The sequence below is a fragment of the Vibrio ziniensis genome (assembly GCF_011064285.1).
Taxonomy (GTDB): Bacteria; Pseudomonadota; Gammaproteobacteria; order Enterobacterales; family Vibrionaceae; genus Vibrio; species Vibrio ziniensis.
In genome coordinates, this window is record NZ_CP049332.1 from 675970 (window position 1) to 697886 (window position 21917).

Consider the following 21917-nt stretch of genomic DNA (forward strand, 5'->3'; position numbering starts at 1 on the left):
CCCCGAGATTGAAGATTTACCTAGGATTGTTAGAGTACTGTGGTTAATTCCTGGAAGGCAATTTCAAATGGTCGCAATTGACTTTCTAATCAAACGTAAAAACCAGCCTATTATATAGAACACGCGCCTCAAGGCATGTTATTACCAATATTAGGTTAGTGCTGCTTTCAGTTACAGTAAACTTAATATTTGATGACTAAAGCAAGGGATTTAGTTATTGGCTTTTGTAAAACACGGAATTTGGGAACTGTCAAAGGTGTGAATGTGTTTTACACATTTAAGAACGAGGAACAGGTATTGCGCTCACTTTCTTTGGTGCAGTTCGAAGATATATGCAGTAGTAATTAGCACGTAGTTGAAGCTTAGATGCGCTTGCCCCGTTACTAGCTATAGATAATGCATAGTCAAATTATACCAATCTGGAAAATTAGCTGTTCAGTGATTGGGTATTGATAAGCAAGCCTTCCGAGCCAAGGAAGGCTCGGTGGAGGTTCACTGACGAATTAATGCGTGTTTGTTCTCTATGCCTAACTATTGCTGCACCGTTACTTAATCTGATCACATTTTTACCTAGAATAGTATTACTACTACACTTAAATATCGGTATTCATTTTACGGCGACGCCAAACGCTAAAGCCAAGAATTCCCATAAAAAATAAAGCTAAAGATGATGGCTCTGGTATTTCACTAACACCCACTAAAATATCAGCGTATGCGACATCGCTATATGCACCATTTAGTAGGGTAATAGTAGAGGTGAGATCAGTTCGGGTGAATGTATAATCAATCCAACCATATAAAGAATCTTCAGTTAAAAATCCTAAATAACCACTATGGCTAGTTTCCCATATGCTATCAGCCAATCCAGAAACAAGAATTGTATCCCAATCCCCAATGGCACTAATGTGAGAGCCAAAATTTCCGATTCCAAGCGTTTCTCCAAGCGAATATGAATCTAGGAAGTAATACCCTTCAATTTCACTAGAGGTCGTTGAAAATGTACCGGAGTTAGGAAACATAAAGTCAAAATAATCTCCAGAAAATCCTGGATCGAGAATAAATGACCCTGCGCCTCCCAAGCTTATTGTGGTAGAGGGCAGATCAGTCACACCACCTTGAGAAAAAGTTTGATTAATAGTAAATGAAATGATTCCAGCATTGGCAAAAGTACAGAAAAGAGCTAGTGGAATTCCCCAAAATATATTTTTTATTTTCACTATTTTATTTCCCCAATTAATTGTTACTCAGAAACGAATGTGTAAAGAAAACTGACATTTATGCATGTATAAATGCATTCACGGGGCTAAGCAGTGCTACACTGAAACTCCCCAACATCAAATTTCTCCTATTCATTTCTGTTCTTTGTTTTATTTTTAGCAGCAGGAGTGGATAAGCAAAATTTGAACCAATTAATAATCATATATAAAACAATAAATTAAGTTGATTTTTTTGTTAAAAAGATGAAAAGTGTAAAGTTATTAGACAGTTATAAAAGCATAATAAGATCATAGATATAAAAAACGACAATCTCTGCAAGTAGGTTAGTCACTAACTGTATATCTGCGCGACGTATATATCGTAGTGTCTCATCCATGCCGAGTTTCTTGGGGAGTTAAATTCAGATTAGAGGCGAAGAAACATCGTTAAAAGATATAAAATTAGTTCGCCTTAATATTTAGTGAGAACATAAGATGATTGATGATCTCTTCTAACCATTGAGTCATGGGCTCATTTCGCCATTTCACGCCATACACATAACCGAAGTGACCTTCTAACGTTGGAAGGATGCTATCAATTTGAACGCTTGCATAGCGTTTATCCAACTGTTCTATTAAATGAGTCGAGCAGGGAAAGAGTAAATCCCTTTTGCTGATGGCGTCCAAAATGACACTAAGATGAGTTGTTCGTAATTGGATTCTCGGTTCAACATTAAAGGGTTTCAGCATTCGGGAAATGTGTTGCTCCTTTTCATTCCAATCTTTGATAATGTGCACGGCGAAAGGGTAGCTGGTACAGTCTTCTATACTCATCACTTTCTTAGCAAGTGGGTGTTTGTTACTACATACGATGCCAAAATGATCCTTTCCCCCCTTTCTTTGTACAAAGTGCTTTGGTAGCTCCATCGGAAAGTAGTTAATGCCAAATTGAATTTCACCTGTATCAATTTTCGTCGGAGTGGTTTCAGTCCAGTCTTCAATCGTTAGGTTAATCTGCGGAGCCTTTTCTGATATGAGCTGAGCAAGTGGAGCCGCAAACCACTGACCAATTGAACTATTCATTGCAATATGTAGGTCTTGAGTGACTGTTGCTGGGTCGAACTCAACGGCTTGTTCAACTAAGCCATTGATTGCGATAAGGACATCGGGCAATTGTGTTTTGATGTTTTCGGCTTTTGGCGTTAGTGCCATTTGCCCGCCACTTCGTACCAGCAAATCATCTGCAAAAAGTTCTCTCAATCGTTTTAGTGATCGACTAATCGCGGGTTGACTGGTGGCGAGCTTATCTGCGGTAGTTGTCGTGCTTTGGGTTTCTAGCAATACCGCTAGTACCTTTAACAGGTTGTAGTCGAAATTCATCATAAGTAGCTCTAGCTCATTGAGTTGATGTAACTATATCAAATATGATATAGATTGAATACCTAGTGGTTATTTCCATTATAACCTTCGGCTATTTATAGTGGCTTCATCGATTCAGATACCAAGTAGGTCTCAAGATGAAAACAACGACTAAAATACTTACCGCTGCCCTAGGTGCTAGCTTATTGAGCTCTGGCGCATTTGCTGGAACAAGTACCGCTCCTTTGACTCAGAATGAGCACGAATTAGCTAAGAATGCCTATGTTTATGCTTACTCAATTGATGAAGCGTATAAGTTCTTTTATCGCACGGTAGTTGAAAAAGATTACCCATTAAACCGCTTTCAAAACATTCGTCATATTGCGGATGATACCTACACCGATCATGTAACGATTAATAATGACACTTTGCATGTAATGGGTTGGTTGGATGTGGCTGCTGAGCCTGTAATTGTTAGCGTACCGGATATGGATGAAGGCCGTTATTGGATTCTTCATACTATGGATATGGGACACTACACTAACGCAATGATTGGTTCACGTACGCAAGGTACAAAAGGTGGCCAGTACATGTTCGCTTCTCAATCTTGGCAAGGTGAAGTGCCAGATTCAGTAGATAAAGTGATCCGTGTTGAGAGCAACATCGTTAAACTCATGGGGCGCATTATGGCTGTGGGTAAAGCGGACGAAAAAGTGGCATTGAACTATATGGATCAATGGAACGTTCGTACATTGTCAGCTTACTTAGGTGAAAATGGACCTAAACCTATCGTGCGTAGTTATCCAGACGTTAAAGATACCTCATGGCTTGAGCGCGTTAACTTCATGCTTTGCGACGGTAGTATGGTTGAAGCTGACAAAATGTGGGTTGAACAATACAAATCTGTTGGTATCGAAGCTTGTAAATACGATTTCACTGACAAACAATTGGAACTTGCAAAAATTGGTCAGAAAGCGGGTATGGAACATTTGGAGGCTTTAGCCCCGATGATGGTTGACTCCCGTAAATTGCTTGGTACTCGTGAAGATCTTGGTACAGGTGCTCGTGATGAATTTGCTGAAGGCACGCTGATCGGTCAATGGGGTTTACCGCCAGCAGAAACTGGTTATCGTCAAGCTGTTGTCGACTCTGATGGTGAGTTACTAGATGGTTCAAAACATGACTATGTAATGCGATTTAAAGCGCCAAATGCGAGTGAATTTTGGTCTGTAACGACTTACGCGAACGACACTAGACTGATGCAACACAATTCTATGAACCGTCATAGTCGTGGTGATCGCACGTTAAAGCCAGATGCGGATGGTTACTACACCATTTACATGAGTTCGAATACTGAAGGTAGAGAAAGTGACAGCAATTTCCTTCCTATCCCAAACAAGCCATTTTACAACATATTACGCTTGTATGGCCCTGACGAAGCAATCCAAAGTGGCGAGTATCAAATGCCTGAGGCAGTAAAAGTGAAAAACTAACTAATGAAGACGCTCAGCTAAATATGGCTGGGCGTTTTTGCTTTGAAGATCAGTAATTTTTTTAGTTATTCTCAGCATCCAAAATATTCTCACACATCCAAGACTCGTGGAGTCTTCATTACTTACAACATTCTGTAAACTAACAAAGTTGGCAAAGATGAGGGTATGACACACCTTCCTGAATTGGCTCCTAAAATGACTGACGCTAGAACCTGACTTACTTGGAACTCATGAATCTTTAGGTGACCGCCAAGGAATGTGAAGGCACATACTTAGGCCAACGGGGATTGCCGTCAGATGACGCCGCTGATCGTAAAACGAATGTTGATGGTTATTCCACCATTAAGATGAGTTCAAGCACCAAAAGTAAAGAAAGTGATGTGAATTTCTTACCTGTACCGAAAAAGCCATTTTAAGCGATTATGCGTTTCGACGGTGTGGATGAAGATGTCCAAAGTGGCAAATATCAAATGTCAGAAATCGACAAAGCGAAATAGTGGATTCGGATTAATAAAAAAACGCCCTTTTAGGGCGCTTTTTATGGATTAAGAATGAAGGTTAGAACTGATAGTTAAACTCAATGCGGTGGTCGCCATCAGCAAAGTCGACTTTTTCATTCCAGTTAGCAAAGTAACGAATATTTGAGCGTGGAGTCATCTGGTATGAGATAGCAAACTCATGAGTTAAAATATTGTTGTCGCCTGCGAAATAACTATTTTTGTAGAGATCGGAACCCGATAGTGTGTGCATATACATTGGGTTATAGTTGATCCAAATCTTGTCTGTTAGAGCCACTTTAGCATACATACCTACTACGGTGAATGTACCCGGAATCTCATAACCATTATCACCTTCACCATCATAGTTGTTTGCTACGGTGACACCTGCACCTGCCAGTGGGTAAAGGTTTAAAATTCCCATTTTGGGAAGAGCTTGAAGGATACTATAAGAAGCATCAAGTGAATCTGAATCCACATTGTAACTCATGTCAAGTTGACGTCCTTGACCGTTAGTTACGTTTGCCTGGAAATTACGTAAACGGAAAGAATCAATGCTATCGTCAACGCTGCTATATAAAGCCTTATCGTTGTCACGAATTCCTAGTGCCCCCCCACCAATCCCTTTGAGTTCAAACACATTCATTGCGGCGACGTTTTCTTTACCGGAATCGTAGGTTTGACCAACTTTTAAATTTAAACCTTTATCGGTAATGCCGATGCCGCCTTGTGTGAATACCGCAAGAGGATCGGACATGTCTTGAACTTCTTTTGCTTGCTCTTCAGACATTGAACTAAAAGAGGTCACGCTGACTAATAGACCGAGAATAGAGAGAGAAATTGTTTTTGCCATAGTTGAAACACCCGATAAAGTGATTATTGAACAATAGTTACCATTAGCATAGACACGTTTGTAACTTAGGATGACTAAAATTATTGGAACGACATTCTCTATATAATAACTTAATTTACAAATTATTAGATGCAGATAACAAAGAAACTTGCACTTTCCACTTTGGAAAGTGGGCAATAATTTAAATATTAAACAGATATAAATTAAATTATTTAATTGAATACGAACCGTACGCTGAACCTTAAATAAAGTGAAATGGTTTCTTAAAAATAAGACAATATGATAACTGTATGAAATTACTACAATAATAATAAATTTTTATTGATTATTAAATATGGGCGAATTTGTATCATTGACTTATTTTTTATCAACGTTAGTTTTACATAAGTTGGGTCTATGGTTAGGAGTTTTTACAATGACAGAAGGGAAAAAACTAAACGTACGATTACTTTCAGATGTTTGCATGCAATCACGTTTACTTAAAGATGCTTTGGAAACTAAGCTTCCAATAAAAATAGAAATATCGCCTTTTTGTGATATTTGGATGCAAGAAAATAACCCTTCGTGTCATGAAATTCAGTTTATCTTGATTGATTATGCCCGTTTGGATGACCATGGATTGTCTGATTACGCTTCATTTAAACATCTGTGCTGCATTGATGCTCGTGAAGTTGTGTTGAACTGCCCTAGTGATATAGAAGTAAAAGATTTATTTAAGTGGCATAGCTTGGCTGGCGTATTTTATGCGGATGATGACATTGACACACTCGTCAAAGGAATGGGTAAGATCTTAAAAGGCGAGATGTGGCTTACTCGTCGTTTAGCTCAAGAATATATTCTACATTATCGTGCGGGTAACTCTGTGGTCACATCTCAGATGTTCTCAAAATTAACAAAGCGCGAACAACAGATAATAAAGTTGCTTGGTAGTGGTGCATCCAATATTGAAATCGCGGATCAGCTTTATGTAAGCGAAAATACAGTTAAGACTCATCTTCACAATGTATTTAAGAAGATCAATGCTAAGAATCGTCTCCAAGCATTAATTTGGGCAAAAAACAATATTGGGCTCGAAGAAGTCAGCCAATAGCCTTTCAGCTCATGAGTATTATTTTATTTGTAATGAAAAAGGTAGCTAAGCTGCCTTTTTTATTCGACAAATACAGCAGTACCGCTTACCGACACCATTAACATACCGTTAGTTTTACCAAACGTTTCGTAGTCTAAATCAATTCCAACGACAGCATTCGCTCCGAGCTCTTTGGCTCGAGCTTCAAGTTCAGTTAGTGCGATTGTTCGTGCCTTTTGCAACTCATGTTCATAAGTTGCTGAACGTCCACCGACGATATCTCTGATACCTGCGAACAAATCTTTAAATATGTTTGCACCGAGAATGGCCTCTCCTGCAATAACGCCGCAATAACGAACTATTCGTTTGCCTTCTACGGTAGGGGTTGTGGTTACTATCATGAGATATTCCCAATTAAAATTATGTGGTTTAACTTTGTTATATCATCTTTAGCTTGTTGTTGCTTTATTACTTTTGTTACTTGTCTAATATGTTGATTTTTAACAACTATATTTGATAATTAATTTTATCCTTCAAGATTAAGATGTTGATTTGCTGTCCTGACATACTCTGGTTATAACGCTTTCTTTTTCTTCGTGTGTGAGGGATATGGCTTTAGAACAGCTGTTAGATTCAATTGCTGAAAAAGGTTGGTATATCTGGGATGATTTCTTAACCATTGAGCAAGTGAAGCTACTCAAGAATTGTGCTTCTGACGATTGGCATCGAGCACGAATTGGACGAAAAGAAGAGATTCAGCGAGCAACGGACATTCGTCGAGATAAAATTCAATGGCTAGATGTTGATATGGGCCAACCTGTGCAAGACTATCTAGAACGTATGGAGTCTATTCGTAGAGAAGTAAATCAATCTCTATTTTTGGGCTTGTTTGAATATGAAGCTCATTTTGCTCAATACGAAGTTGGAGACTTCTACAAAAAGCACTTAGATGCATTTCGTGGCAATGAAAGTCGCAAATTGACGACGGTCTTTTACATGAATGAAGACTGGAGTGAAGAAAACGGTGGTGAGTTAAACGTTTATGATCTTAATGATCAACTGATTCAAACCATTGCACCAATTGCAGGTCGATTAGTTGTATTTCTTTCAGAGCAATTCCCACATGAAGTACTTCCTGCTCGCGCAAAGCGCCATAGTATAGCCGGTTGGTTTCGTACAAACGGTGTTAGTGAAAGTCGTTTCGATATTCTTTCTTAAAGTAAAACAGGCTATTAGCCTGTTTTTTTACCATATAGTTCAACGCTAAACGCGAGCTTGTGTTAAATACTGATGTTGAAGGATATACATACGTTTCACATCTCTGTATTGACCGTTGATAAAGAACTCTTCAACAAGATGGCCTTCCTCAATAAAGCCACATTGTTCATAGAGATGCACTGCTTTTTCATTTTCTATTGCTACATGTAAGTAAATTTTATGAAGATTAAGAATTGTGAATGAATAGTCTAATGCTTTATTGATCAATGTGTTAGCGTATCCTTTACCTTGATGTTCTGGAGTAATAATGATCTGGAACTCTGCACTGCGATGAATGTAGTTAATTTCAATTAATTCTACTAGGCCAATCAGTGCTTTATTCTCATCTTCAACAACAAAACGGCGCTCTGCATTGTCGTGAATGTGTTTGTTGTACAGTTCTTCTAACTCATCGAATGACTCATACGGCTCTTCAAACCAATAAGACATAATGTTTCGATTGTTGTTTAAATTATGGATAAATCGTAGGTCGCCACGTTCTAACGCTCGAAGAGATAAATGCTGTTTCATATTAATGCCTTGTATTGATGATAGGGTTTTGTAGCATAGTATTATGACAATTTGCTCTCTTAACTTTTATGGTTCGGCTTTCTAAAATATAACACCTTAGATGTTATAAGATGAGTCTCTAGTTACATTTTACTCAATATATCTGTGCAAATTGCATTTTATAATGAAACCTATTTATTTTTATCTTTATTATAAGTATGGACTTAGAGTATTAAAAATAATTAACTTTAACTAAAGTTTAGTTAGCTATTTGTATTTATTAGTATATTTGTGTTGTTAAAAATATAAATTTGTACTGCTTAAGAGTATACGGAACTTTTGAAAAATAACTTAAAGTTGATGGATGTAACTAGCATTTACTTCTAGTCTAAGAAATAGTAACTGTTTTAGTTGTTGGTGTGATAATAACATTCGTTTGAAACTTTAATTAATTAGTTTCTTTAAATAAATAATTATTGCTTTGATTAGAAATCTAGTATGAGGAGATGTATTCATATATTGGTGCATGAAATCAGATAAGGAAATATATCGTGATAACTAAATTTATATTGGCTGTTTCATCCTTAATAGTCTCCAACTTGGTGATTGCTAACGATAGTATGACTATGTTTGTGCCGCAATATGAGCTAAAAAAATTAATGCAGTATGACTTTTCTAATCATCTAGGTGGTTTTTTATCTGTAAATATTATTGACTCTAATATCAATGCTATTGACCGTTTTAAAGGTGTAACATTGAACAGTAATTATTATGAACAAATTCAATCTGATTTGATTCCTGAAAATCAGATTATGACCGAAGCATATGGAGATGGTAAATATTCAGAAGTGGTTGTTTACTGGGGTGATAGTGATGTAAGTAATGAAAACCAGCTTTATGATGATATCCAACAATTACTATTAACGAATGGTAGTAAAAATAATTTAGTGATTAACTACTAACGATAAGCTGAAGTATTATGGCAAAGAATAGACTTAAAGGACTTTTGTTGAATGGTTTTATCAATTTATCGTTGTTCTAGCCAGTTTATATAAAAGTTAAATGTCCCCTCAAACGTTAGTTCCAAGGGGACGTTAATATATAGGTGTTAAGGTTCAATAGTCTTTTGGCAATTCAACACCTTTCTCTTTGAATAAGCGACGGCAAGCTCGTCCATCACTGTGGAATAGGTGACATCGGTGTGCTGGAATTCCAATTGATAGTACATCATCGGTTTCAACATCTAATGTGTCTGGCTGGCGGTAGATAACATCAGAGTCTGAGCCTTTTAGGTTCATGTATACCTGAGTTTCATTGCCTAATTTCTCTACCATCATCACTTTTCCTTCAATTCGTGCATCCCCTTCACTTGCTGTCAGCAAATGCTCTGGTCGTACACCTAATGACATTCGTTCACCACGATTTACGGTGGTGCCGTCAACAGGAATCCAGAAAGCAGTACCATTTGAAAGTTGAACCATGACTCTGCCTTTCTCTACGTTTTCGATGAAAACGCTCATAAAGTTCATTTTTGGAGAACCAATAAAGCCAGCCACAAAACGATTTCTAGGATAATGATAAAGTTCTAGCGGCTGGCCAACCTGTGACACATAGCCAGCATCCAATACGACAATTTTGTCGGCCATAGTCATTGCTTCGACCTGGTCATGGGTCACATAAATCATTGTGCAGCCCAGCTTTCGTTGCAATTTCGTTATTTCTGAACGCATTTGAACGCGAAGCGCAGCATCTAGGTTTGAGAGTGGTTCATCAAGCAGAAATACATTTGGCTGAGATACCAGTGTTCGACCGATAGCCACACGTTGACGTTGGCCCCCCGACAGCGCTTTTGGTTGGCGATCCAGCAAATGAGTGAGCTGCAGAATATCAGCAGCATGGTCAACACGTTTGTGGATTTCTTCTTTATTGGCTTTTGCGAGTTTTAAGCCAAATGACATGTTGTCGTAAAGGTTTAAGTGTGGGTATAGAGCGTAAGACTGGAATACCATACCAACCCCACGCTTAGATGGTTCAACATCATTCATTCGTTGGTCACCAATGTATAAGTCACCAGATGTGATGTCTTCTAAACCTGCAATACAGCGAAGTAACGTCGATTTACCACAACCGGATGGACCTACAAATACAACGAATTCGCCTTCTTTAATGTCTAAATCGACATTTTTAGAAATCACTACATCGCCATAGGCTTTACAAACATTTTTTAACGTGACATTCGACATCTAGCTCGTCCTCGATCAACACTTTTTAATTACTACTGCTCATCATTGTATGACATTGTTTTACTCAAAAATCTGTTAGCAATAGTAGTAGGAATACATTTATGTTTATGATTTCTCGGCTTTGAGATGAATCATTTAAGCAGCTATTTCGCATCAGGCCTAAACTAGCTTTTAACCTTAATCGGTAAGAAAAGAAAGGGTGAAGTATTTCAATGACATTTGGGTATACGCTGCTCGAAACCATACATCACCCTTCATAGCCAAAAAATCAGGCACTTATATAGCAGCTATGTACTCCCCCCGGCACACAATTGTGTCGTATACATATTTGCGAAAGTGCCTCAATCGGCAATGTAAACTAGGACCTAAATATGGGTACTAAGAAAGACTCTTACCATCCGCTTTGGACCTAGCTAGTCTCTAAGATGCAAGGCTCGATGACATCCTCCTAATGTGATTTTTTGTAGGGGGAGTAGAAGAGGATGAGTAGGAGGAGGGGGGATAAGGCGTAGTTAGATCAATCTCAAATAATTGATGCTTTTGAAGTTGAGATTGCTCACAACAAAGCGTCTTTTTGTGACATTCATCTATCACTTGTGGCGATAGAGATCACGAAAATAGTCCATAATACCAAAGGCGTAGTGCATAGGAGGATGAGTCATTGTCTGTTTTTTCTGATGATATATGACGAAATACGGCAAAACCTCTTGGTTAGCCCTACAACATAAATATTAAAAGGATATGAACATGAAAAATGCCCTAAGTACTGTAGCGCTAAGTACGTTAGTTGCCCTTGGTTCTTTTGGAGCTCACGCTGCAATTGAAGAAGGTCAATTGACTATCTGGATCAATGGAGACAAAGGCTACAACGGATTGGCTGAAGTTGGTAAAAAATTCGAAGAAGACACCGGTATTAAAGTAACGGTTGCGCATCCTGATGCTCTTCAAGATAAATTCCCTCAAACAGCTTCGACTGGCGACGGTCCTGATATCGTATTTTGGGCACATGACCGTTTTGGTGGTTATGCTGAAGCTGGTTTACTAGTAGAAGTTAAACCATCGAAACAAATTAAAGATGGCATCATCGATTTCGCTTGGGACGCAGTGAACTACAAAGGCAAACTTATTGGTTACCCAATTGCAGTCGAGTCGTTATCTCTGATTTACAATAAAGACCTAGTTCCAAATCCACCAAAATCTTGGGAAGAAGTTGCTGAGTTGAATGCTAAGCTTAAAAAGCAAGGTAAGTCAGCTATTATGTGGAACCTTAAAGAACCGTATTTCACTTGGCCACTCATGGCAGCTGATGGTGGTTACGCATTCAAATACACATCACAAGGTTACAACATAAAAGATGCAGGTATTGCTAACAAGGGTGTTGCTGATGCAATGGGCTTTGTAAAAGGTCTTGTAGACAAAGGCATTATCTCTTCAGATATGGATTACTCGGTTTCTGAAGCTGAATTTAACAAAGGTAATACAGCAATGACAATCAATGGTCCTTGGTCATGGGGCAACATTGATAAGTCAGGCGTCAACTACGGTGTAACCACTCTGCCTAAATTTAATGGTCACTCTTCCAAACCGTTCGTTGGTGTATTAACTGCGGGTATCAGCACTGCATCGCCTAACAAAGATCTAGCAGTAGAGTTCATTGAAAACTACCTACTGACGAACGATGGTCTACGTAAGATGAATGACGACAAGCCACTAGGTGCCGTAGCTTTGAACTCATTCCAAAAAGAATTGGGTAATGACCCTCGCATTGCAGCAACAATGGACAACGCAATGAACGGCGAAATTATGCCAAACATCCCACAAATGAACGCATTCTGGGGTGCAGCTAAGAACGCAATTATCAACATTGTTGATGGTCGTCAAACTGTGGATGCCGCATTAGCAGACGCAGAAAAGCAAATGGTTAAGTAATCTTTTAGTTCTACTTTGGGGAGGGGGTAACTCCTCCTTATTTTCTCAGTTTAATTCGCTAGCAGGTTGTACTATGCAGTCAGTTCAAGGTTCAGAAGCGATGTCGCCACCGTCAGCAGCACTATCTACCAATAAGCGAACGCTACTTAAATGGGCAGTCTTAGGCGCTATTGGTGTTGTTAACGGTTATGCATCCATTCTTATGTATTCGCGCGGTGAGTCTGCCTTCGCGTTACTTACTCTCTCTCTTACCGCATTAGCACTTTATATTTTTGGTAGTAAGAAAACTTACGCTCACCGCTATATTTACCCGGGTATCGCCGGGATGATTTTGTTCATCCTTTTCCCTTTGGCGTATACGGTTAATTTGGCTTTCACGAATTATAGCGCTAAGAACCAACTCTCTTTAGAGCGTGCTCAGTCAGTATTGATGGATAGAACGTTCCAAAGTGGTCAAAGTTATTCTTTTGACTTGTACGAAACCGACTTAGGTTTTCAAATCACTATTCAAGATGGTGATACTCAATATGTGACAGAAGCTTTTACGCTAAATGAAGCAAGTCGTGAGTTGAACCTTACGCCAACAGAACAACCTGTAACAGGTAATAAGGCACCGATCAAAACGATCATAAGTAATCGTGCAGCCCTCAGTGAATTCGACCTACACTTTCCTAATGGTGATGATATCCGCATGAGCGGCCTACGTAAGTTTGCTGCCGTCGTACCTTTATATAAAATGCATGACGATGGTGAGACACTGACAAACCAAGAAACGGGTGAGATGTTACGCCCTAATATGGATGTAGGTTATTACCAACCAGTCGATGAGAGCGGTCATTTCGTTGGTTCAACAGTATCTCCGGGCTTTATCGTTTCAATCGGTACACACAACTTCGAACGTGTGTGGAAAGATGATGGTATCAAAGAGCCATTTATCAGTATCTTTATCTGGACGGTTATTTTCTCGCTGCTGACTGTTGTGTTCACTCTGATGATTGGCTTAGTGCTTGCGAGTGTTGTTCAGTGGGAAGCGCTAAAAGGTAGAGCGGTTTATCGCGTATTGTTAATTCTGCCTTACGCCGTTCCAGCGTTCATTTCGATTCTTATCTTTAAAGGCCTGTTCAACCAAAGCTTTGGTGAAATCAATATGTTGCTCAATGCTATCTTCGGTATTAGCCCAACTTGGTTCTCAGATCCTTTACTTGCCAAAACTATGGTGTTGATTGTGAACACATGGCTAGGTTTCCCTTACATGATGATTCTATGTATGGGGCTTTTAAAGGCCATTCCAGAAGACTTGTATGAAGCATCGGCAATTGATGGTTCAAACTTTGTGAGCAATTTTACTCGTATCACACTGCCTTTAATGATTAAACCGATGACACCACTTCTTATTGCAAGTTTTGCCTTTAACTTCAATAACTTTGTGATGATTCAACTATTGACGCAAGGCGGACCGAACATGATTGGTACTTCAGAGCCTGCGGGTTATACCGACCTATTAGTTAGCTATACCTATCGTATTGCGTTCGAAGGGGCTGGTGGCCAAGATTTTGGTTTGGCGAGTGCAATTGCCACTCTGATTTTCTTACTCGTGGGTGGGTTGGCATTACTCAACCTCCGTTTCACTAAGCTTGAACAAGATTAAGGAGTCGCACTATGGCAATGGTTCAAGGCAAATCCCTAAAATACAGAGTGTTGGCGACGCACATTGCAATGTGGACATTCTTAGCATTAATCATTTTCCCACTGTTAATGATCGTAGCGATTTCTTTCCGCGAGGGTAATTTTGCGACAGGTAGTTTGATTCCTGACAGTCCTTCGCTTGAACACTGGAAGTTGGCGTTAGGTATCGCGGTAGAAAACGCGGATGGATCTGTGACACCACCTCCGTTTCCTGTGTTAACTTGGTTGTGGAACTCGGTAAAAGTAGCAGCGATCAGTTCTGTGCTAATCGTAGCGTTATCGACAACTTCTGCTTACGCTTTTGCCCGCATGAAGTTCAAGGGTAAAAGCACCATCTTGAAAGCAATGATGATCTTCCAGATGTTCCCAGCGGTATTAGCATTGGTGGCTCTGTATGCTTTGTTTGACAAGTTAGGGCAGTACATTCCATTCCTAGGTTTGAATACTCACGGTGGTTTGATTTTCTCTTACTTAGGTGGTATCGCTTTACATGTTTGGACAATCAAAGGTTACTTTGAAACGATTGATCGTTCATTGGAAGAAGCAGCAGCACTTGACGGAGCAACACCATGGCAAGCATTCCGTTTGGTATTGTTACCGTTATCAGTGCCGATTTTAGCAGTTGTGTTTATTCTCTCATTTATCGGTGTCGTCGGTGAGGTTCCAGTGGCATCTCTGTTACTTTCTGATGTAAACTCCTACACACTTGCAGTTGGTATGCAGCAATATTTGTATCCTCAAAACTATTTATGGGGTGACTTTGCAGCAGCGGCAGTGTTGTCTGCTTTACCAATTACTATCGTATTCTTGCTTGCGCAGCGTTGGCTAGTCGGAGGACTAACGGCCGGCGGTGTGAAAGGATAACAACGATAAGGGCGACTGTAAGGTCGCCCATTTTGTATCTACTTAACAATTTGGTTTGGCCGCTGATCAGTTAAGACAGGTACATACCTTCTGGCGTTACGCATAGCTGGCTGTTAGCTCAATTCCTTACTGTAAATGACTAACGGTTTTTGTAACCATGACCTGAGCTCTGCTCAGGTTTTTTTATGCCTGTTAAATCTGTTTCTGATTTAGGTCAATGAGGGTGTTGTGGACACAAAAATAGCAAAAGTAAAAGTCGCCTAGAATTCTTTGCTGGAGGGTGCGCAGCCAATGTATTGCAGCAGTACGTATAAGCTCTCTTGTTGCAAGGCGACTTTCCTAAACAGGTCTGCAAAAGTGTCATCGCCACCAAAACAAGTACGAATGTAGTGATTGATTTCAGAAGGCTGATATCCTTCGACATACAAAGTTCGAATCCAATGATATTCAATAGATTTCAAATCGGAGAGAGTATTTTCACTTAAAGTAATATCAGTGGTGGACAATGGCATGTTTTCTTTCTCTAGAGAGCCCGTTTAGTTTTCGAGGCTATTAAAGCAAAGAAAAATGAAGCTTCTATTACAGCATCAACTGATCAGTAGGATTGGCTTTATTGAGATAGGAAGGTTGAAAAGTAAAGAGCTTGATTTCCATCAAGCTCCTTTTATATTCAGCCATTAATTATTTACGATGTAGGTTTTATGAACTCGCTTAGTGAGCTTAATGACAAGCTCATAAGGAATGGTTCCAATGTGCTTAGAAACTTGCTCGATCGGTAGGTTGTCACCCCAAAATTCTACGCTATCACCTACTTTGTCTTGAGAATCAGGGCCTAAATCAACGGTGATCATGTCCATTGATACACGACCTGAGATTGGCACAACACGCCCATTAACATAGACAGGAGTACCTTCTGGCGCAGTGCGAGGATAACCATCACCATAACCCATAGCCACAACACCGATATAAGTATCACGTTGGGAAGTCCACGTTTCACCGTAACCAACGGGTTGATTTGCTTTGTGTTTGCGAACCGCAATGAGTATCGACTTTAGGGTCATACCACAATGCAACCCAAGGTCTTTACCGGTTTCATTCTCATTTGGACTGATGCCATAAAGTGCAATACCAGCACGCATGTAATCTAAGTGAGAATCTGGCCAATAGAGAATCCCAGCTGAGTTCGCCAAGGTTTTCGGGCCAGGAAAGCGGGAGGTTTGTGAAAGAAACAGATCGATTTGCTTTTGTGTTGAAGCAGAGGAAAGATCATCGGCACAGTTAAAGTGACTCATAAAGCCAACAGGGCCCGCGAGTTTACCTGTCGCTTCTATTTGCTCAACATAGTCATTAAGTTCACAAGGTTGTACACCCAGACGATGCATACCTGTGTCCAATTTTAGCCAGACTGTTACCGGTTCAGCCAATGTGGCATTCTTCAGATCATCTAACTGCTCTTGACAGTGAATCGCTGTTTGAAAGCCTTCGCGTGCCGCTATTTCTAGGTCGCTTTTACAAAAGCAACCTTCAAGAAGCAAAATGGGTTGTGTAATTCCGGAATTTCTTAACTCTTGCGCTTCTTCAATACGAGAAACCGCAAATACATCCGCCTGAGGTAGAGCTTGTGCGGTTTTTACCGCATTGTGACCGTAAGCATCGCCTTTGATAACCGCGACTACAGGTTTATTTCCACATTTCTTTTTTAGCAAATCATAGTTATCACTAAGCGCTTTTAGATTGATAAGAGCTTCAGCTGTGATCATTGAATCCGTCCTAATTTGTACCTTGGTTTCCATTGCAGCTCAGAAATGGGGGCTTACTAAAGAGTAGCTATCATACTGAGTAAATCCTGTTTCTCCAACAGCGAACAACAGCTCGCAGGGGAAGATTTTATACATTTATTTAGCAATATACAGACCATGCTAACACCAGAGGTTTTACTAGTTTAAACGACTAATTTGGAGTTTTCTGTATGGAGAAAATCACTGCCTGATTTTTCTTTCTGATGAGAGCTCTAATATCTCTTTTATTCAGAATAATAATCTTAAATATTATCAAATCATGGTTTAATAAAATTATTTTTTTTGTGATGTTAATGGGTTTTTATACTCATGTCTCTCTGTTGTAAAAGTGGTCAATATGTACGTGGTAGACAACAGTAAGATTAATACCACCGATATAACAGGCATTTATGGTGCAATCCGATCCAAAATGATGCAGTTACATATGATATTTATCATCGTCATCGAGGCTGAATTGTATACATTAATGTTTTTTAGTGCTCATGATCACAAAATAGAAAACACTAACAAAAATAAAAATATTGGTATTAATGGCTGTTTATTAGGTTTGGCTGAATTTTAGATATAACAACTAAATTTTTGGTCAATAAAACAATCTTTCAATTTTGAACTACTCGGCTTTCATAAATCGCTGCATTTTTATTGTTAGGTGATATTTTATGTAAATTTTAAGATGCGAGTATTTATGCATTGTATTGTATTTATGTGAATAATAAATGCTTAAAAATGCCAATTATAGAAAATATATGAATAGATAGACGCTGTTTACCCTATTGTTGATAAGGATATTAAGCTGTAGGTTGTAAAGGTATTCAACATTAGTGTCTGGTCTAGCTGACCAAAATGGAGCAATAAAAGATGGAACTTAAACAACCGTATCTACTATTTTTGGGTGACGCTGCAGATTCACTCGCAGCAAAAGTGGCGCAAGGCGTAAAAACATGGCGCCCTGAATACTGTGTTGGTCAATTGAGACTTGAAGCGTGTAACGCTGATGTCGGTCTGAAAGATCTGAATATTGCTCAGGCTAAAGAGGCGGGTGCAAAAACCTTAATTATCGGTGTTGCTAACCGTGGTGGCATTATCTCTCAAGAATGGATCTCTGTTCTTATTGAAGCTCTAGAAGCTGGTATGGATATCGCAGCTGGTTTGCACAACAAACTAACAGACATTCCTGAGCTTGTAGCGTGCGCAGCTAAAAATGGCTGTGCGCTATATGATGTGCGCTATCCAACCCAAGTTTACCCTGTCGCAAATGGTAAAAAGCGTTCGGGTAAACGTGTGTTGACTGTAGGAACAGACTGCTCAGTTGGCAAAATGTATACCTCGCTAGCTATCGAGAAAGAGATGAAAGAGCGTGGTGTGGATGCTGATTTTCGTGCCACAGGTCAAACCGGCATTTTGATTACTGGTGCAGGCGTGAGTGCTGACTGTGTTGTTGCCGATTTTATCGCTGGTGCGATTGAAACCATTACTCCAGCTAACGATCCACAACATTGGGATGTTATTGAAGGTCAAGGTTCTCTGTTCCATGCATCCTATGCTGGTGTTACAACAGGTCTTATTCATGGTTCTCAAGCTGATGCTTTGGTTCTTTGTCATGAACCAACTCGCGCTCATATGCGTGGTCTACCTGATTACCAACTACCGGGTTTAAAAGAGTGTATGGCAGCAAATATTGCTACTGCTCGTTTAACTAACCCAGCGGTTAAATTTGTTGGTGTATCTATCAATACATCAGGTTTAAGTGAAAGTGATGCCATGGCTTATATGGATAAAGTAGAGTCAGAAATAGGTTTGCCTGTTGTTGACCCATTCCGCCAAGGTGTAGCGCGTATTGTTGATAATCTTCTGGAGCTGTAATGAAGGTAAAACTCTACACTCAACGTTGGCCTATTCGTGGTAGCTTTACTATTTCTCGCGGCAGTAAAACCCAAGCGGAGACCATCATTGTTGAGATTGAGAACCAGGGGTTGATTGGGCGAGGGGAATGTGTTCCTTACGCCCGCTATGGTGAGTCGATTGCGAGTGTTTTGCAGCAAATCACGGATGTTATTCCAGAAATTGAAAGTGGAATCACACGTGAACAACTTCAACCACTGCTGCCTGCTTGTGCGGCAAGAAATGCGGTCGACTGTGCGATGTGGGATCTGGAATGCAAGCAAAGTGGGCAGTCGGTGTGGACGCAAGTTGGCTTGCAAGCTGAATCATTGACAACAGCGTATACCTTATCGCTCGACACTCCAGAAAATATGGAGAAAACGGCGATTGAGAATGCCTTCCGACCTTTGCTGAAACTGAAGCTCGGAGGTCCAGAGGATTTAGCTCGTGTGCAAGCGGTTCGTCGCGGAGCACCAAACGCGAAAATCATTCTCGATGCAAACGAAGCATGGACAGTCGAGGCCTATATCCAGCTAATTCCTGAGTTAATAAAACTTGATGTGGCTATGATAGAGCAACCCTTCCACGCGGATCAGGACTCTGTATTGGCTTCGTTAGAACGCCCGATCCCGATCTGTGCTGATGAGTCATGCCATGACCGACATAGCCTTGAGAAAGTCGTTGGGCTTTATGACACGATCAACATCAAACTCGATAAAACCGGTGGATTGACAGAGGCACTCAAGCTCAAAGCACAGGCACAATCATTGGGTTTACGAATCATGGTTGGATGTATGGTTTCATCCTCATTGAGCATGGCGCCCGCTTTTGTAGTTGCACAAGGCGCTGAGGTTGTAGACCTAGATGGGCCGTTATTACTCAGTGAAGACATTGAAAACGGATTTGAATTTGAAAACAATTCTATGCTGCCCTTTCAACAAAAGCTGTGGGGGTAAGGAGAAACAATGGAACGTATCGTATATCTAAATGGCGAATTTATCGTTGAAAGTGAAGCAAAAGTATCGGTGTTCGATCGCGGCTTCCTTTTTGCTGACGCCGTTTATGAAGTAACAGCAGTTCTAGGTGGCAAACTCATTGACCATCAAGGACATCTTGCGCGTTTAGAACGCTCGTCAAAAGAACTGGGTATAAAGATGCCTGTGACAGGCGATCAGTTAATGGACATTCAGCGTGAACTCATCAAAAGAAACGATTTAGTTGAAGGTGGGATTTATCTGCAACTGACTCGCGGAGACGAAGGTGATCGTGACTTTTCCTATAGTGACGACATTGAGCCAACTTTGGTTTTGTTCACCCAGGCCAGAAGTCTGATTAACAGTCCGAAGACTCAATCGGGTATTAAAGTGATCTCGTTTGATGATATTCGTTGGCGCCGTCGTGATATCAAAACAACCAGCTTGCTACCTGCATGTATGGCTAAGCATGTTGCTCACGCTGCGGGGGCAGAGGATGTCTGGCTAATTGAAGATGGCTTTGTGACTGAAGGTGGTTCTAGCAATGTGTACATAGTCACTCAAGGCAATGTTTTAGTCACTCGTCCTCTAAGCAACGATATTCTGCACGGTATTACGCGAGCATCATTGATGAAGTTGGCTCAAGAGCTGAACTTAACCATCGAAGAGCGTCTGTTCACTATTGAAGAGGCTTATGATGCTAAAGAGGCGTTTATTAGCTCTGCGACGACGTTTGTTTGGCCTGTTGTGGCAATAGACGATAAACCAATTGGTAATGGTAAGCCGGGAGATATCGCGCTGAAGCTACGTGATATCTATATTAAAACGGCGCTAGAGCTCGCTGAATAATCCCTATTCAATGCTGCCGCATTTGCTCGGTTAACCGACCATAAAATGATGATTACGATTATTTTGATTACATAGTGACGTTGGCTAGGTTGATTATAAGAGCAAAACACCCGACATTTGTCGGGTGTTTTTTTATCTGTCGGTCTTTAGGTATTTAACATGCGCTTCCATTTCTTCACCGATTTCAGTTCGCATGTTCATCAGTCGAATCGCTGAATTTCTAAGAGCAATGTCTTCAGCTGTTTCTGGCACCCATTCCGGTACGGCTGTTGGTTTGCCATTCTCATCAACGGCAACCATGATAACGATACAATGTGTGGTTAAGCGGTTTTTCAACTCTTTCGGATCGCTCGCTTGCACGTCTATGGCAATGTGCATAGACGTTTTGCCTGTATAGATGACTTTGGCGCTGACCTCAACGATGTTGCCAACATGGATAGGAGCAACGAAGCGAATTCCGCCAGCATAAGCGGTAATACAGTATTTACCACTCCACGCTGCTGAACAAGCGTACGCAGCCAAGTCGATCCATTTCATTACTGCGCCACCATGAACTTTACCACCAAAGTTCACGTCGCCAGGCTCTGCTAAAAAACGAAGGGTACTTTCTCTTTTGCCATTACTCATCGGCGCTTCCGTGTCCTATCTGTAAATAAAGCGATATATTGTAACAGCCAAACCAGTGACTGCAGAAAAAGTGTACCACACTTTTGACCGTATACTATAGACGTGGTTGGTTGGACTAGACGTTAAGGATCTCATAAAAAACGTCATATACGGTGTTCGTGATTACGACAGAGGTCTGCACTGAGCCTTTGTGTTAAAGAAGCTATGTTTACGCATGGTTAGATATGGATTTACTCTAGTAACAGTGAGTTAAAGGGTGGTATCTATTGTACATGAGTTAATTATCACATATATCAATAAATACAATATCTTATTTGATCACGGAGCCATTTTTTTAAGTACGTATTGAATATTATCTATACCGACTTCGACGTATATACGTAGGCGTGTAATGATTATTCAATATTGTAAAAAATGTGGTAAAGAAACAGAGCATAAAGAGCTGATTAAGCAAAAACCTTCCAAGTACGGGAAGAGTAAGCAAGAACAATTCAAAGCATTTATTGAAGGATTCTTTGGCGGTATGGCTAGCCCAGCGGGGGCGGCGTTAGACCTAGTTGATAGATATGTGGAATGTAATGAGTGTGGTCTTAAAACACTCGATAACCAAGGCGAAGAGTTTCTTTAGCTGATTGTTAATATGAGTAAATTTTTGAATACCATACTGTTTGAAATACTGGTTATTACCTTGGTAATGTACTTTCTTCGTTCGTTTTTCGAATATTTTTCCGAAATACCTCTCGTTGATTACTTAGCATATAGTGGTATAGGAGTATCGTTAATAGCCGCTGCCTTAATAGGTGATAACTCGTCAGTCAGTATGAATTTATT

General features: G+C 40.1%; 21 protein-coding genes. 12 read left to right on the forward strand and 9 right to left on the reverse strand.

Annotated elements, in window-relative coordinates:
• Nucleotides 1-593: 593 nt before the first annotated feature.
• Nucleotides 594-1217 (reverse strand): PEP-CTERM sorting domain-containing protein, encoded by a 624-nt coding sequence (locus G5S32_RS18030; RefSeq protein WP_165313546.1) that lies wholly within the window; start codon nucleotides 1215-1217, stop codon nucleotides 594-596.
• Between the two features lie 441 nt (nucleotides 1218-1658).
• On the reverse strand, nucleotides 1659-2579 hold the full coding sequence (locus G5S32_RS18035; RefSeq protein WP_165313547.1) for a LysR family transcriptional regulator: 921 nt from the start codon (nucleotides 2577-2579) through the stop codon (nucleotides 1659-1661).
• Between the two features lie 134 nt (nucleotides 2580-2713).
• On the opposite strand from G5S32_RS18035, the gene G5S32_RS18040 reads away from it, so the two are divergent.
• Complete coding sequence (locus tag G5S32_RS18040) at nucleotides 2714-4048, forward strand: DUF1254 domain-containing protein (RefSeq protein WP_165313548.1); 1335 nt, start codon at nucleotides 2714-2716, stop codon at nucleotides 4046-4048.
• 242 nt (nucleotides 4049-4290) lie between these two features.
• On the forward strand, nucleotides 4291-4464 hold the full coding sequence (locus G5S32_RS18045) for a hypothetical protein (protein WP_165313549.1): 174 nt from the start codon (nucleotides 4291-4293) through the stop codon (nucleotides 4462-4464).
• A gap of 142 nt (nucleotides 4465-4606) precedes the next feature.
• Here the strand turns inward: G5S32_RS18045 and G5S32_RS18050 are convergent, their stop codons facing one another.
• Nucleotides 4607-5398 carry a hypothetical protein gene (locus tag G5S32_RS18050; RefSeq protein WP_165313550.1) on the reverse strand — a complete coding sequence of 264 codons (792 nt, stop codon included), beginning with the start codon at nucleotides 5396-5398 and terminating at the stop codon, nucleotides 4607-4609.
• Nucleotides 5399-5813: 415 nt separating this feature from the next.
• Here G5S32_RS18050 and G5S32_RS18055 point away from each other — a divergent pair, with 415 nt between their 5' ends.
• Nucleotides 5814-6488, forward strand: coding sequence for a LuxR C-terminal-related transcriptional regulator (locus G5S32_RS18055; protein WP_165313551.1), 675 nt, complete (start codon nucleotides 5814-5816; stop codon nucleotides 6486-6488).
• A 59-nt stretch (nucleotides 6489-6547) separates the two neighbouring features.
• On the opposite strand, the gene G5S32_RS18060 is transcribed toward G5S32_RS18055, so the two are convergent.
• On the reverse strand, nucleotides 6548-6868 hold the full coding sequence (locus tag G5S32_RS18060) for a heavy metal-binding domain-containing protein (RefSeq protein WP_165313552.1): 321 nt from the start codon (nucleotides 6866-6868) through the stop codon (nucleotides 6548-6550).
• Nucleotides 6869-7076: 208 nt separating this feature from the next.
• Here G5S32_RS18060 and G5S32_RS18065 point away from each other — a divergent pair, with 208 nt between their 5' ends.
• Nucleotides 7077-7685: a 2OG-Fe(II) oxygenase gene (locus G5S32_RS18065; RefSeq protein WP_165313553.1), complete on the forward strand. Its 609-nt coding sequence runs from the start codon at nucleotides 7077-7079 to the stop codon at nucleotides 7683-7685.
• A 45-nt stretch (nucleotides 7686-7730) separates the two neighbouring features.
• Here the strand turns inward: G5S32_RS18065 and speG are convergent, their stop codons facing one another.
• The gene (speG, locus tag G5S32_RS18070) at nucleotides 7731-8255 is read right to left on the reverse strand and encodes a spermidine N1-acetyltransferase (protein ID WP_165313554.1); all 525 of its coding nucleotides are present in this window, start codon (nucleotides 8253-8255) and stop codon (nucleotides 7731-7733) included.
• Nucleotides 8256-8785: 530 nt separating this feature from the next.
• On the opposite strand from speG, the gene G5S32_RS18075 reads away from it, so the two are divergent.
• On the forward strand, nucleotides 8786-9196 hold the full coding sequence (locus tag G5S32_RS18075) for a hypothetical protein (protein WP_165313555.1): 411 nt from the start codon (nucleotides 8786-8788) through the stop codon (nucleotides 9194-9196).
• Nucleotides 9197-9349: 153 nt separating this feature from the next.
• On the opposite strand, the gene malK is transcribed toward G5S32_RS18075, so the two are convergent.
• On the reverse strand, nucleotides 9350-10477 hold the full coding sequence (malK, locus tag G5S32_RS18080) for a maltose/maltodextrin ABC transporter ATP-binding protein MalK (RefSeq protein WP_165313556.1): 1128 nt from the start codon (nucleotides 10475-10477) through the stop codon (nucleotides 9350-9352).
• A 747-nt stretch (nucleotides 10478-11224) separates the two neighbouring features.
• On the opposite strand from malK, the gene malE reads away from it, so the two are divergent.
• The 3 genes from malE (at nucleotide 11225) to malG (ending at nucleotide 14956) form a co-directional block, all read left to right on the forward strand.
• Entirely contained in the window at nucleotides 11225-12406 is a 1182-nt protein-coding gene (gene malE / locus G5S32_RS18085) for a maltose/maltodextrin ABC transporter substrate-binding protein MalE (RefSeq protein ID WP_165313557.1), read from the forward strand.
• Between the two features lie 73 nt (nucleotides 12407-12479).
• Nucleotides 12480-14054, forward strand: a complete 1575-nt coding sequence (malF, locus tag G5S32_RS18090; RefSeq protein ID WP_165313558.1) for a maltose ABC transporter permease MalF — start codon at nucleotides 12480-12482, stop codon at nucleotides 14052-14054.
• Between the two features lie 11 nt (nucleotides 14055-14065).
• Nucleotides 14066-14956 carry a maltose ABC transporter permease MalG gene (malG, locus tag G5S32_RS18095; RefSeq protein ID WP_165313559.1) on the forward strand — a complete coding sequence of 297 codons (891 nt, stop codon included), beginning with the start codon at nucleotides 14066-14068 and terminating at the stop codon, nucleotides 14954-14956.
• Nucleotides 14957-15216: 260 nt separating this feature from the next.
• Here the strand turns inward: malG and G5S32_RS18100 are convergent, their stop codons facing one another.
• Both G5S32_RS18100 and alr read right to left on the reverse strand, forming a co-directional pair.
• The gene (locus G5S32_RS18100; RefSeq protein WP_165313560.1) at nucleotides 15217-15468 is read right to left on the reverse strand and encodes a hypothetical protein; all 252 of its coding nucleotides are present in this window, start codon (nucleotides 15466-15468) and stop codon (nucleotides 15217-15219) included.
• Nucleotides 15469-15633: 165 nt separating this feature from the next.
• A complete protein-coding gene (alr, locus tag G5S32_RS18105) occupies nucleotides 15634-16716 on the reverse strand; it encodes an alanine racemase (RefSeq protein ID WP_165313561.1) in 1083 nt (360 codons plus the stop codon).
• 897 nt (nucleotides 16717-17613) lie between these two features.
• On the opposite strand from alr, the gene dgcN reads away from it, so the two are divergent.
• Genes dgcN through G5S32_RS18120 form a run of 3 tightly spaced genes read left to right on the forward strand, consistent with a single transcriptional unit; the run spans nucleotide 17614 to nucleotide 20459 of the window.
• Nucleotides 17614-18618, forward strand: coding sequence for an N-acetyltransferase DgcN (gene dgcN, locus G5S32_RS18110; protein ID WP_165313562.1), 1005 nt, complete (start codon nucleotides 17614-17616; stop codon nucleotides 18616-18618).
• Entirely contained in the window at nucleotides 18618-19592 is a 975-nt protein-coding gene (gene dgcA / locus G5S32_RS18115; RefSeq protein ID WP_165313563.1) for an N-acetyl-D-Glu racemase DgcA, read from the forward strand. Before dgcN ends, dgcA begins: the two co-directional genes overlap by 1 nt.
• A gap of 9 nt (nucleotides 19593-19601) precedes the next feature.
• Entirely contained in the window at nucleotides 19602-20459 is an 858-nt protein-coding gene (locus tag G5S32_RS18120; protein WP_165313564.1) for a D-amino-acid transaminase, read from the forward strand.
• Between the two features lie 132 nt (nucleotides 20460-20591).
• Here G5S32_RS18120 and G5S32_RS18125 read toward each other — a convergent pair whose 3' ends face one another.
• On the reverse strand, nucleotides 20592-21086 hold the full coding sequence (locus G5S32_RS18125) for an acyl-CoA thioesterase (RefSeq protein ID WP_165313565.1): 495 nt from the start codon (nucleotides 21084-21086) through the stop codon (nucleotides 20592-20594).
• A gap of 391 nt (nucleotides 21087-21477) precedes the next feature.
• Here G5S32_RS18125 and G5S32_RS18130 point away from each other — a divergent pair, with 391 nt between their 5' ends.
• A complete protein-coding gene (locus G5S32_RS18130) occupies nucleotides 21478-21714 on the forward strand; it encodes a hypothetical protein (RefSeq protein WP_165313566.1) in 237 nt (78 codons plus the stop codon).
• Nucleotides 21715-21917 lie beyond the last annotated feature (203 nt).